The sequence below is a fragment of the Scytonema sp. UIC 10036 genome, from assembly GCF_009725235.1.
Genome location: NZ_WJFC01000002.1, coordinates 105227 through 118968, shown reverse-complemented (window position 1 = coordinate 118968; position 13742 = coordinate 105227). Strand labels below are relative to the sequence as shown.

Genomic DNA, 13742 nt, shown 5'->3' with positions numbered 1-13742 from the left:
TCCGGCTTTACCAACATGCTGTTGTCCCTTTTGTCTTTCGACTCCAGGTAAGTTGGTTGACTTAGAGACATTCTTCTTAGTCTCTCCCAACTTGGTTGGGAATACCGCGTTAATCGTCGCGGCGCACGCACTTTTCTATATCCAATTCGATAACTCGCTTGGTTATTCCGTTTGCTTTGGAGCTTAAATTTAAGAACAGGAATTTCTGCGCGTCATGCGTAGATCGTCCCGGTCTGAACCCGTAGCTCCTTGCGTGGAACGTTGCTTCGTGCGCTGGTTCTAGTGCGTATTTGACGAGGCATTGCCACGCCCTATCCGCCATAGTAGGAACCTTAAGAATTCGCATCTTGCCATCTTTTTTAGGGATGGGGATTTCGCGCAGTCCTTGGTGTTGCCAATTTCTGCCGTGGCGTAGTAGTTCCTCTGCTAGGTCGAACCGTTGCGAAAAGGTGAGCTTTGCTATGCCATCGATTCCTGGGGTCTTTTTCCCAGCGTTCAACTGCGATACTTGACGTACAGCAAGCATTCGTGCCGAGGTGGATTTCAGAATCAGCTTTTGAAGTGACCGAGCTTTCCTTTTGTCACCAACACAAACAGCTTTGTAAATTCTTCTTTGCAGGCGGAATAGGTTTTGGCGGAATTTCTTCCACGGTAACGTTTTCCAGGATTCGCTAATATTGCTACTGCGTCTAATCATACTCTACTCCAATTCATTTACTCTGAACACCTCACAGCAATTACGCTGTGTCCTACCCGAATCGAAGGGGTTCCGCATCTCGTCCTGCCTACAAGGGGTTCGACCTCGCCCTTGACCTTCAATCCGTTTTTATTCGTTCCCTTAGTCAGATTGTTCGTTCCGTTAGGTGTAGCCAATTCAACCACTGGATTCCCTGGGCTTTGCCCTTTTCGACTCTTGCCTCTACGCCTAAAAAAGTGAGGCGGGAATACTCCAGTCAAGTCGGGGTTTGAGCGTTATGCCCCGCTTACAGATAGGTCGCTTTTGCAGGCTCGATTTCACCGTAGGAACTCCCTGTTAGCGCCAGTGTCAACCCATAACAGCCGTCTGATTGCGCCCTGTTCCCAGCTTCAGCCTCCGCAAACCGAGTGACGGTCACTGTGGGCAGATAAGGAGTTACATCTGAGTCTGATGAGTGGGGCTTGCACCCACATCCGACCAAGAGTTCAGGATTAATTTTGGGTTCATCCTAGGTAGCTTATGTCCGGACTGGATACCGGGATTCGGCTACCAACGAATCGCACTTCAGGCTCTGTTTCACCATAGGAACTCCCTATTAGCGCCAGTGTCAGCCCATAACGGCCGTCTGATTGCGCTCTGTTCCCAGCTTCAGCCTCCGTAATTCCGAGTACGGTCACTGTGGGCAGGTGAGGAGTTACATCTGAGTCTGATGAGTGGGGCTTTCACCCACATCCGACCAAGAGTTCAAGGTTACTCTAGGATTTCACCTTGGGTAACTTATTTGCGGACTGGTTACCGGGATTCAGCTACCAACGAATCGCACTATACTCTTTGGTTTGTACCCGCCACGAGCGGGTTTTTTGATGAGTGGGTGTCCTTGACCTTGGCACTCAGTAGAAACCATACATACACACAAGGGAGTACACTCAACGCTAATTTTTGTATCAAATCGCACACTGACCATCCTAGCGGTCTATAGGCTACTGTCTTTGAACCAGTTGCTTGAGAGATAAAATCAACTGAAACACTATTGCAATTAATCCTGTAGAAAGAGTCATCAAGACTAACCAATGCATGAAAACCATATATGTGATGAAATGAAAAATAAATATTTGATTGTTATATACAAATATTATCTCAACTGATGTGTATTCATCGCATTTATTTCTAATAAGAGCGTTAACTTTCGGTATCTTCAAACGCACAAAGCGCTCTCCTTTTAAGAGAGCGCCTTTTACCTACTTATTGATGCTCTTTAGCCGCGTCAAGCTATGATTAACCGTTGATAGCAGGAGCGCTGATTGCGACAGGAGCAACTTCAGCAGAAGCTAAGTCGAGGGGGAAGTTGTGAGCGTTGCGCTCGTGCATCACTTCCATACCCAAGTTAGCGCGGTTGAGGATGTCTGCCCAGGTGCCAATCGCACGACCTTGTGAGTCAAGTACGGATTGGTTGAAGTTGAATCCGTTGAGGTTGAACGCCATGGTGCTGATGCCCAGTGCGGTGAACCAGATGCCTACCACTGGCCATGCTGCCAAGAAGAAGTGCAAGGAACGGGAGTTGTTGAAGCTGGCGTATTGGAAGATTAAGCGACCAAAGTAGCCGTGCGCAGCGACGATGTTGTAGGTCTCTTCTTCTTGTCCGAACTTGTAGCCGTAGTTCTGAGATTCGGTTTCGGTTGTTTCACGTACCAAGGAGGAGGTGACCAGAGAACCGTGCATTGCACTGAACAAGCTGCCACCGAATACACCTGCTACACCCAGTTGATGGAAGGGGTGCATGAGGATGTTGTGCTCTGCTTGGAACACCAACATGAAGTTGAAGGTTCCAGAGATTCCCAAGGGCATACCGTCGGAGAAAGAACCTTGTCCGATGGGGTAGATCAAGAAGACTGCGGTAGCAGCTGCTACAGGTGCGCTGAATGCTACACAGATCCAAGGACGCATTCCCAAGCGGTAGGACAATTCCCACTCACGACCCAAGTAGCAGAAGACGCCAATCAGGAAGTGAAAAATCACCAACTGGTAAGGACCACCGTTGTACAACCACTCATCTAAGGAAGCCGCTTCCCAGATGGGGTAGAAGTGAAGACCGATCGCGTTAGAAGAAGGAACAACTGCACCAGAGATGATGTTGTTGCCGTAGAGTAAGGAGCCTGCAACAGGTTCGCGGATACCATCAATGTCTACTGGAGGAGCAGCGATGAATGCGATGATGAAGCAGATAGCTGCGGAGAGCAGTGTAGGAATCATCAGCACGCCGAACCAACCTACATAAAGGCGGTTTTCGGTGGAGGTGATCCAGTTACAGAACTGCTCCCATACGTTTGCGCTTTCGCGACGTTGTAAGGTTGCTGTCATGGTTTTATAATTGCGGTTATCTTTATGGAAATCAGGCTTTTCTTGCGCCCGTATCTTTAATTTACAATCGTTTACTTAAATTTACAATACCCCTCTCTTTATTAGAAGTGATTTGAAGTATAAGCTTGAGTTATGATTCATGAGTTGGCTGAGGCGTCAGCCACAGACTCATAAGTAACAGCTTTACAAGCGATCGTTTCTAATTGCCTGTAGAACTTATCAAAGAGGAAGGCGCGGGGAATAGAATTGACTTTCCATCTCTAGAAAAAAACTACCAGTACTCAATGCTGTAACGATCTAATGATAATGTCAGTTCCCTTATCAGCAATCATCATGGTTGCTGCTGCTGTATTTGCGGTGATTGACAGCGGAAACACGGAAGAGTCAATGACACGCAGTCCTGATGTACCGCGCACCCTGAGTTCTGTGTCCACTACGGAATCTTCATCAGTCCCCATCCTGCAAGTCCCGCAATAGTGCTGTGTTGTATCGGCTGTTTCTCTGATGTAACTCTCTAAACCTGCGCCCGTTTCTGGAGCAATTTGCTTTGACCGCCATTGGCTCAAACCGAGTTGATTGCCAATGTCGATGCCTAACTGAAGCGCCGTTTTACACATTTGGAGATCTCCTGGTGCTGTCAGGTAGCCCGGATCGATCGCAGGAGCGTCATCAGGAGCGCTTGAGCGCAGGGTAACAGTTCCCCTACTCTTGAGGTGCATGATGTTTGGCCACAACCAAAAAGAACGTTCTGGACCTGGGAAACCTTTCAGTGTTCCAACGCCTACTGAGGATTCTATATCGATCGCTGAACTACTATTTTCTGTTGAACCGAAGATGACGGTTGGGGCTAGACCATAGGAATAGAATGGCACATCTTTGTTTTGGGGAATAAAAAACCGGGCACTGACAAAAAGGTCGTCGTATAAATTACGACCTACTTCTGGAACGTTTGCAACTACAGAAATATCAAATTTTGCTAATTCGTTTTCGTCACCGATACCTGAGAGCATCAAGATTTTTGGACTGGCGATCGCACCTGCACTTAGAATAATTTCATTTTGTATATAAGCAAGCTGTTGTTGACGATCTTTGACATATTCAACACCAATTGCTTTAGTCCCCTCGAATAAGATTCTCTTTACAAAAGCGCGATCGTGGACGGTTACATTCTGATATCGTTCTGGCTGGAAAGTGCTGTATGTGGTTTCTCGAATCAGATTGGATGCTTTCGTTATGTTAAATTGAAATAGAGCGTATCCATATTGACTTTCGCTGGTATTGTAGTTGGAATTATGAGGCAAGCCATATTGTGCGAAGATGTACGGCTTGACTCCGCGAGAAGCTGAAATTTGGTTTCTTTATCGCTCCCGCTGTAGCTACAAAGAGATTGCTGAACGGTTGTATATTTCTGTGAATACGGTGAAGAAGCACATGAAAAATATTCATTCTAAGCAGCAATCTAGTCTTAACCAGGATTTGGAATAGTACCGTGCTACTAGGGTACGCAGTTGTTCTCTAGTTTGCCAATTCCAGACTTTGAGGATGTTGTCAGCAATTTCTGTGTAGGTTATGGGACACCTAAAATTTAAAAAATATATAAGTTCTATAAAAATAGAGATACAAACCAATATAATAACTAGCGAGTCCCGTTAGATCTTAGTTTAGCCAGTTTTCTTTAATGACAACGGGCAACCGATCGCCCTGATAGTTATCTTAGTTTCCACCTATCTACTTAGTGCTCTTGCCTCTATTTTTGCAACCCGATGAACAACAAACTAAAACCAGACTGGGCCGGAGAAAATATGCTCTCCAAGTTCGTCAATCTCCTGATCCAGACTAAACCCATCTATAAATTGATGAAACATCAAGCAAGGCTTGTACTCATCAAAACTGCAGAGAAAAACGGCATTCCCTGGCGCAAAAACTACGAAGCACTCAAATCATCGTCCGTCAAACAACAACTGGCAAAGGTGACTAACCCCGATGTTGTTTATCCTGACTACTACAAAGTTCCTTTCCATGCCTATACAGAGGGCAACCTTTGCTGGGACGCGGCTTTTGAAACAGAGTCAGCTACCTACTCAATGGCGTTGCGGGTTTGGCCGAAAGAAAATTTGACTTGCTCGGTTGCCCATGGACGCTTACGAGGTAGCTTTCATCAAGTTCTTGCAACCTATGGGCCTTCTGAAGTACGGGATATCCTGGACATCGGTTGCTCTGTAGGTATTTCTACCCTAGCACTACACCGTTACTATCAACAAAAGCAGGAGCATCCTGTACGTACAGTGGGTCTTGATTTGTCACCGTATATGCTTGCCGTTGCTCGCCATCTGGATGCCAATGGTGAGATAGCGGAGTGGATTCACGCCCAAGCCGAAGATACAGGACTGCCAGATAACTCCTTTGATTTGGTGACACTCCAGTTTGTTACCCATGAACTTCCAGGCTATGCTAGCAAAGCAATTTTCGCAGAAGCTCTGCGACTGCTGCGACCTGGTGGGGCGATCGCATTAGTAGATAATAACCCGAAATCCGAGGTGATCCAAAACCTGCCACCAGTTCTATTTACGTTGATGAAAAGCACCGAACCCTGGAGCGATGACTACTACACTTTTGATATTGAAACAACATTGCTAGCTGTAGGTTTTACTCAACCCATTACCGTGGCTAGCGATCCCCGTCATCGTACTATTGTCAGTAGAAAGCCAGATTGAGAAAGCAGAAGTAGTTAGGGCAGATGATGAGGTACTGAGGTGGACAGGTTAGGTATTTTGAATTTTTACTCCATTTTTTGATACAGTGGTGCTTTGTCCAGCGCTCGAATCTCTATGTCTCAGGTACTGCTCCCCCGATCGCTCCATCCAGACTTACCCCTGACCGCTCTTGCGCCCATGCAGGATGTGACAAACCTCTGGTTTATGAAAGTCATTGCCCACTACGGTAGCCCTGACTACTTCTTCACTGAGTATTTCCGCGTGAATGAGACCTCACGCCTCAATCCTAATATTCTCTCAGCAATTACTGAACACGACACGGGTCGTCCCGTTTTTGCTCAAATGCTTGGCGAAAGCATACCAGATTTAGTCAGAACAGCGCGGGAACTCTGCAACTATAATATTGCTGGCATTGACTTGAACATGGGTTGTCCGGCACCTAGAATTTATCGCAAAAATGTTGGGGGCGGATTGCTGCTCTCTCCCCAAAAAGTGGATCGGATTTTGGGAGAACTACGCTCGGCTGTCAACGATCGACCTTTGACCGTCAAGATGCGCGTGGGGTTTGAAAATACGGATACCTTTGAGAAAATTCTCTATCTAATCGATCGCCACAGTATTGATTTGCTGAGTTTGCACGGTCGCACGGTGAAAGATATGTACCACGGAGCAGTGAGATACGATCTGATTGCTGAAGCAGTCAAACGAGTCCGTTGTCCGGTGCTTGCTAATGGCAATATCCATTCTGCGACAACTGCCCTTGAAGTTCTTTCTCAAACAGGTGCGGCGGGTGTGATGGTAGGACGTTGGGCTATCGGAAATCCGTGGATTTTTCATCAAATTCGGCAGGCTTTGCAATCTGAGCCTATCTCGCCCGTTCCTTTAGCAGAGGTACGCAACTATATCGATCGCTTGTGGCAAACCCCCACAGTGGCAACTATACCTATGCGATCGCGCTTGGGCTACCTCAAAATGTTCCTCAACTACATTGCTCCAAGTGTTGACACTGAAGGTCATTTCCTGCGACAGATGCGACGGACTTCTACCGAAGCAGAACTGTTTAACCTGTGTGATAGGGTTCTCCTTGCCGATCGACACGAAAACTTTAGCCCAGTACCTTACTCAATCCTGTAACTCTTGAAACCCCCCACAACTGTACGTCGATGTTTGAAGGAATTCTTCATGCTATCTTGTCGAACTCAATATACAAGTGCTTCAGTGACCGCATAAGTATGTTCGGTGAGTACTGGTAATCTTGTGCCAAACGGATGTTCTTCAGCCGTAGCAGCAAACGCTCATAAGCAATCTGCATTTCCTTACGAGCCAGCATCGCGCCCAAACAAAAATGAGTGCCATAACCAAAAGATAGGTGGTTGCTGGCATTATGACGGCGCACATCGAAACGCTCGCCCTCTTGAAATTTTATGGGATCGCGGTTAGCCGCATCGAAGCGAACCATGACTAAAGACCCTGCTTCGAGATCGACATCTCCTAGTTTTGTATCTTGCGTCACCACGCGCCACATTCCTGCTGTCGGACTTTCCATCCGCAGAACTTCTTCAACAAAGTTCTCTAATTGGGAAAGGTCTGTTTGTAACAATTTCATCTGCTCTTGATTTTTTGCCAGCAACAACATTCCACCCGCAAGCGCACTGGTGACGGTCTCATTGCCTGCTACTAGTATTTGCTGAATTATACTCAGCAGCTCTGCAGTGTTGAGCGATCGCTCTCCTAGCACCTTTGCCTGTACCAAATCGGAGATCAGATCGTCTTGAGGCTGTTTTTTGCGTGACTCTATGACATCATGAAAATAATGCTGGAAAGCTACAACATCTTTAGCACACTCGATCTCCTGTTCTCTAGAGAGTCTGTGACCCAGGCGTGCAATAAAAGCATCAGACCATTGCTTGAACTGCGGCAGGTCTGTTTGCGGCACACCTAACTGCTGAGCAATAACTTTGATAGGTAGGGGTACAGCAAACTCACTGACAAATTCACACTGATTCTGCCCGATAAAACTGTCAATGAGTTCATCAACAATCTGCTGAATTAAGTCATGCATTTTATTGATCCGCGAGGACGTGAATGCTTTATTCACTAGCGCTCGGAATCGCTCGTGTTCTGGAGGATCTGCCGTTAGCAGGGTGTTTATCTGAGGCCAACCTTGAGCATAGATTTTTTGCAACTCATCATCACTTTCTTCTTTGCCAGCCAGTAAAGTAGAGAAATTGCTTGAGAATACTTTTGTATCCTTCAAAATTTCTATCACCAAATCATAGCGGGTCACGAGAAAGAGCTTGGCGTCAGTCCTGGGACTGGGTAACTCCATAATTGGTGCTTCCTCCCGTGCCAGCTTATAGAATTCATAAGGGCACACAAGTAGTTCGGGGTCAAAGAAGTTGTAGTCCGACAGTTGCTTCATGCTTCTATTAGAGATTGGCAGTGATGGGAGTGTATATTCGTCAGCGTGCAGCCAGTATCATTTTAACATTCCTATACCAAAGTCAATCGGGAATCTCATGACTTAAGGTTCCACATCTGCCTTTTAATCAACCATTCCCCTGATACTTCTCTATGCAGAAGCCAGGTCTTGGTGGCTTTGAATGAATTCGTCGTCCCATCAGCATGGGCAACAGTAGTTACATCGACGTGCGCGATCCCGCATATCCATCGCTCGTCAATCTGGAGAACATCAATGGGTCTAGATTGGATACTCCATTTCGCGATGTCATAATCCTTTTGTTCATTTTTTAAAATCTCGTCTGGGCCGTGCTCGGGCTCTGACCCTGGTGGAATCCGAATCGCGTCGGCGGCAAATAGCTTTGCATAGGCTGCCGAATCGTTAGCATTAACGGCTGCCTGATACTTCTCACACATCGTCTTGAGAACATCGTTTGCATCAATCATGGTTTGTGCTCCGACTTCTTGCACAGCAATTCTTATTATGAGAATACTTATCAGTAGAATCCAGATCCAGATGATAATCTCTAGTATACTATGTATTGTATCGCTCTGTGTAAAAAGCAATGGGATTTTGTAAAATTGAATAAAAATTCTTAATTATTTTCAACCCACACCTAAACAATACGGGAAGCAGGTAGCCCCGAAGTATAAGTATCAAGAAAATAAATGAATTGATACTTATACTTCATTTATGTCGGGGCAGAATGCTGACACGGCCCGATTTATCGGGCGTGACACTCTCTTATCAACTGTTCGAGATACTCACTACAACTTATCCCAGTTTTAGCTGCTGTTTCTTGGACTAAGCTCCAAGCAAGGTCAGTTAAATAAACGCCACGCATCTTTTTCAATCCTTCATGTAAAACGGGTTTATTCTTTACTCTTTTTATGCCTTTACCTGTTGACATTTTTAGAACCATTAGTTATACTAGATTTAGTTTAGCAAAACTAGGAGGTGATTGTAAATGGCTCGGAAAAAGACTCCATCTTTTATCACAGAAATTCCATTGATAGTAGACAGTTCTCAAGAAAAAGAGTTGTTGTCTAAATTTGAAGCGGCAAGGCAACTATATAATGCGTGTCTGAATGAAGCGATGGTTAGGATGGAGTTAGTACGCAATTCCGAGGCGTTTAAATTAGCTAAAAAAATTCCCAAATCTAAGAAAAAAGAACGAACTGATGCTTTTAGTGCAGCACGCTCTGCTTACAGGTATTCTGATTATGACCTTCAAGCTTATGCAACAATTGTTGCCAATTTATCAAAATGGATTGCTGACAAGATTGACTCCAACACTCAGCAGACAATTGCTAAACGAGCATTTAAGGCTTCCGTTCGAGTTATATTTGGACGAGCAAAAAAGGTTCGTTTCAAAGTATCAAGTCGTTTTCATTCTGTTGAAGGTAAGACTAACAAGCAAGGACTCCGTTGGAAAAATAATGAATTAGTTTGGGGGAGTCTCAAATTACGTTCCATTATTGATGAGAGCAATCCTGTAATTATGCATGGACTGCAATCTCCTGTTAAGTATGTTCGGATATTGTGGAGGGAGTTAAATGGTAAGCGTCGTTGGTACGCACAGCTTATTAATGAAGGTCTACCTTACCAAAAAGAAAAGAATTATGTTAGCAATGGGTTGATTGGACTTGACTTAAACATCTCTAATATTGCTTTTGTTGGAGATGAGAAAGCAGGGCTGCTACCATTTGCGAAAAAAGTTCCTACCTATGAGCGTGAGATTACTGCACTTCAAAGAAAGATGCAGCGCTCTCAACGGGTGAACAATCCAAACAATTACGAGTCTGATTTTGAAATTAAGAAAGGACATCATACTGTTAAGAAAAAAGGTAAGGTCAAAAAGGGTAAGCGAGAATGGAACCGCTCTAAAAATTATCAAAAGACCGCTCAAAAGAAACGTGAGTTACAACGTAAAAAGGCGGCATATGCCAAAAGCCAAAACCGCAAGGTAGTTAATGAAATTTTGCGGAATGGTAAAGATATTAAAACTGAAAATGTTAGTGTAAAAGGTTGGCAGAAGCGCTACGGTAAAGCCATTTCTGCCAAATCTCCAGGATTTGTATTAGCAGAACTTATTCGCAAAGCTGAAAATGCTGGCGGAACTGTTCATAAGTTTTCTACTCAAAAAACAGCGTTATCTCAGACTCATTTAGACGGTAGTCGTACCAAGAAATCTCTGTCTGAACGAGTTCATCATGATGCAACGGGTATTAAAATGCATCGTGATTTAATGAGTGCTTACTTGAGTAGATTTGTTAATCAGGATGATACGCTGTCAGTGCAAGATGCCCGTAATGGGTATCGTGGGGCGGAGCCGCTCCTATTGGAGGCTTGGCAGCAATCCAAAAACCGCGAACAAGTAGGCTCGTCTGAAAGTGGGTTGATTGCCCCAGAGCGGTTCTCCGATAAGCTGAGACAGGTTAACCAGATAGCTGACTGCTTGCAGTCCGAGCGAAAAGTTAACCCCAATTCTCAGCCAGAATCCGCGCAGCTTTAGCTCGCGGAGTGGCTCAATTAAAAGTGTAAGTTAATTCTGCCCTCTGCGTGCCTTTAGCATAGCAAATTCTGTAGTAGCGATCGCCATGCCTGGAAAAACTTGATCGACGCCATGGCGCTAGAGGTATTAGAGACACTCTCGACTTAAGACAAGTTGCCCCGAACTCAGTCGATACACACCCAGTGGTTCTACAATTGGATCTTCCTTTTGCCAAGGACGCGATGCATTCTCGGTTTGTACGTTACGGACATCACCCGTGGGATAAGATGAAACTCCAGCATCCCCAGGACGGTTAGGTAAACCGCCAGTACCCGTGATGGTGAAAGTCCCTTCAGATTTATTACCACTACGGGCAATGCAGCTATTGGCAATGAGGGCGTTGGTGTCAATTGGAGTTTGCAATAACTCGCTTAGGTTGTTTTGAATGTAGCTGGTATCAGGGATGAAGATGTTTCCGGATGAGATTGCTCCAGTTGCGTTGACATCTACACGGTTATTGCCGTCGAGTGTTTGCTGACTAGTACTTCTTCGTGCAGCTTGATAGCCAGAACCGAAAAAAGCAAGAGTGTTGAGAGCTATATTACCGCCTCTGCCATCACGAGAAAAGGCAAGGATGTCACTATCATCAAAGGCGATGATGGAGTTGGCGGTTAGGATGATATTACCACTGCTTGCATCACTGAGAATACTACTAGTGCTGATATCGCTGTTACCGTAAAGGCGGATATCTTTGGCAGTAATATTTATGGTACCACCTGAAGAACGGATGGAGGTAGTAGAAATTTCGCCATTGTTGGCTTGCAGATTATTAAGAACCTTGATACTAACATTACCTGCTCTTCCTTGTCCCTCACTGCGACTAGTGAGAAGTGCCTTATCCATAAGTCCTAACTGCCCAGCTTCAATTATCAAGTCTCCTGCATCTCCGGTACCTTGAGTTTCGACTGATAAGCCACTGGGAAAACCATTCACTGACTTCCCAATCACTTCCAAAGATTCTAAGGCAGTGACAGCTAAAGTTCCTCCATGACCAAAGCCAAAAGTGCGAGATGTTATCACCCCCCCATTCCGGACAATCAAGTTCTTAGTGTTGATTGACAAATTGCCAGCAGATCCATCACCTTTAGTGTCGGTAGCTAAGCCACTAGGAAACCGAAGATCTGATACTTCCCCAATCACTTCCACAGAATCTAAGGCATTTACTACCAAATTGCCTCCCTTACCTCCACCAGATGTCACAGATGATACTGCTGCCCCATCTTGAACAATTAACCTTCCAGTGGTGATGGTCACATTTCCAGCAGATCCATTACCTTGAGATGTAGCAAGTAAACCACTGGCAACTCCACTTGGGACTGCTCCAATCAGTTCTACAAGCTCGGAGGCTCTGATGACTAGATTTCCTCCATTCCCTCTGCCAAAGGTGCCAATTCCTACTTGTGCTCCATCTTTAACACTCAAGTACTTAGTCTCGATAGTCAGATTTCCCCCTCGACCTGTAGCTTTTGCTGAGACAACATCAGATCTCAAAAAACTGGGCGTTCCAAATGTATTTGTGCCTACCACGTCCACTGAGTCAGTAGCCTGTATAAACAAGTTTCCTGCATTACCCTCATTAGAAGTAGAAGTCGATACTCTTGCACTATTCCTAATACTCAGCTGTCTGGTTTCAATGATCAAATCCCCTGCATTGCCTTTACCAGAAGTACTGGTAGTGACTATAGCCCCATCTCTAAGGCTTAATCTACCAGCAGTCACCCTTAAGTTCCCAGCATTTCCAGTACTAGCAGATCCATCATACAAACCGCTTGAATATAACAGACCTGTCCCTACCAATTCCACAGAATCATCTACCTGTATACTAATATTACCGCCTCTTCCTCGGGAGTAGGTATAACTTGATATATACGCTCCTTCTGTAGCGTTTAACTTTCCTGCAGTCATCTTTAAATCTCCTGCTGCTCCAGTACCTTGAGCTTCAGTAAATATACTGCTAGCATACTGACCATCTACTGATTCTCCAATCAGTTCCACTAACTCCAAGGCGTTGACACTAAGGCTTCCCCCTGACTTTGACCCAGAGGTTATTGACAAAATAGATGAGCCATCACGTAGAGATACTCGTCTACCCTGTACTTGAATCTCGCCACCGCCCTCACCACTAACATCTGCTGAGGCTTTTTTGGATAATTGAATCTCTCCGAAATTCTGCACACCCGAATATCCCACAGCAAAACCAGAATTCGTTTGGGTAAAGCTTACCAGACTTGGTGAGGCAATACTCCCTAGTTCAATACGTCCCGACTCTGCTTTCAGATTGCCGCCCTCTAGTACTACATCACCACCAACTAGGGCTAGGGTTTTACCGGGCTGTACTTGAAGTCCTGAACTATCCGTCCAAATAGTCGAGCTAGTATCTGAATATGTTAGATTATGACCAGTTCCCTGCACGAGAATTCTTTCCGGATTCTGCCCGAATTGCAAGCCCACGGGAACACTAATGCTCAGCAGGGGTGTTGTTTGAGGAGCTGTCGCCTTGAACGAAGTACCATCCGCAAAGTTCAAGCTTGTCGCTGTCGTAGCGAGAAAAGAACCTCCCACATCCAATCTGGCATTTTTTCCAAAAACAATTCCATTGGGATTTATCAGCAATAAATTGGGTTGAGATTCGCCAAAAGTACCAAGTAAACCCTGAATGGACGAGCGATCGCTACCCGTAACTCTTGCTAATATGTTTTGAATATCTGAACTTGGGCTGAAGAAATAAGCGCCTCTTCCTTCACCCACATTGAATTCTTGAAAACTGTGGAAGAGATTTTGACCCCGAATAGCACCACCAGTAATGACTTCAATTGGTAGTCCGCCGATGTTAGGAATAACCCTAGAGTTTTCAGCATTGAGAGTATCGTCAGGAACTATGTTGCTTTGAGCGATAGCCTTACTGCTGCACTTTGTACAGAAATCGCAATTCCTATAAACCAGTAGCCCCAAGCCTTA

Annotated in this window: 8 protein-coding genes and 2 pseudogenes; 4 read left to right on the top strand and 6 right to left on the bottom strand. The window is 45.2% G+C overall.

Features of this window, described 5'->3' with window-relative positions:
• Positions 1 to 127: 127 nt before the first annotated feature.
• From F7734_RS01905 to F7734_RS01895, 3 genes and pseudogenes are all read right to left on the bottom strand, one after another.
• Positions 128 to 697: pseudogene (locus tag F7734_RS01905) on the bottom strand (reverse transcriptase N-terminal domain-containing protein); the annotation flags it as partial.
• Positions 698 to 1972: 1275 nt separating this feature from the next.
• Positions 1973 to 3055, bottom strand: coding sequence for a photosystem II q(b) protein (psbA, locus tag F7734_RS01900; protein ID WP_155743121.1), 1083 nt, complete (start codon positions 3053 to 3055; stop codon positions 1973 to 1975).
• Positions 3056 to 3336: 281 nt separating this feature from the next.
• Entirely contained in the window at positions 3337 to 4356 is a 1020-nt protein-coding gene (locus tag F7734_RS01895) for a GMC oxidoreductase (protein ID WP_243146626.1), read from the bottom strand.
• 13 nt (positions 4357 to 4369) lie between these two features.
• On the opposite strand from F7734_RS01895, the pseudogene F7734_RS01890 reads away from it, so the two are divergent.
• The 3 genes and pseudogenes from F7734_RS01890 to F7734_RS01880 all read left to right on the top strand — a co-directional run.
• Positions 4370 to 4540: pseudogene (locus F7734_RS01890) on the top strand (LuxR C-terminal-related transcriptional regulator); the annotation flags it as partial.
• Positions 4541 to 4818: 278 nt separating this feature from the next.
• Positions 4819 to 5769: a class I SAM-dependent methyltransferase gene (locus tag F7734_RS01885; RefSeq protein ID WP_155743119.1), complete on the top strand. Its 951-nt coding sequence runs from the start codon at positions 4819 to 4821 to the stop codon at positions 5767 to 5769.
• 114 nt (positions 5770 to 5883) lie between these two features.
• Positions 5884 to 6903: a tRNA-dihydrouridine synthase gene (locus tag F7734_RS01880; protein ID WP_155743118.1), complete on the top strand. Its 1020-nt coding sequence runs from the start codon at positions 5884 to 5886 to the stop codon at positions 6901 to 6903.
• Positions 6904 to 6949: 46 nt separating this feature from the next.
• Here the strand turns inward: F7734_RS01880 and F7734_RS01875 are convergent, their stop codons facing one another.
• Entirely contained in the window at positions 6950 to 8191 is a 1242-nt protein-coding gene (locus tag F7734_RS01875) for a cytochrome P450 (RefSeq protein WP_155743117.1), read from the bottom strand.
• 95 nt (positions 8192 to 8286) lie between these two features.
• The gene (locus tag F7734_RS01870) at positions 8287 to 8676 is read right to left on the bottom strand and encodes a nuclear transport factor 2 family protein (RefSeq protein WP_155743116.1); all 390 of its coding nucleotides are present in this window, start codon (positions 8674 to 8676) and stop codon (positions 8287 to 8289) included.
• Between the two features lie 521 nt (positions 8677 to 9197).
• Between F7734_RS01870 and F7734_RS01860 the strand changes: the two genes are divergently transcribed.
• On the top strand, positions 9198 to 10745 hold the full coding sequence (locus F7734_RS01860) for a transposase (protein ID WP_155743115.1): 1548 nt from the start codon (positions 9198 to 9200) through the stop codon (positions 10743 to 10745).
• Between the two features lie 126 nt (positions 10746 to 10871).
• Here F7734_RS01860 and F7734_RS01855 read toward each other — a convergent pair whose 3' ends face one another.
• Positions 10872 to 13736 (bottom strand): S-layer family protein, encoded by a 2865-nt coding sequence (locus F7734_RS01855; RefSeq protein ID WP_155743114.1) that lies wholly within the window; start codon positions 13734 to 13736, stop codon positions 10872 to 10874.
• Positions 13737 to 13742: the final 6 nt, after the last annotated feature.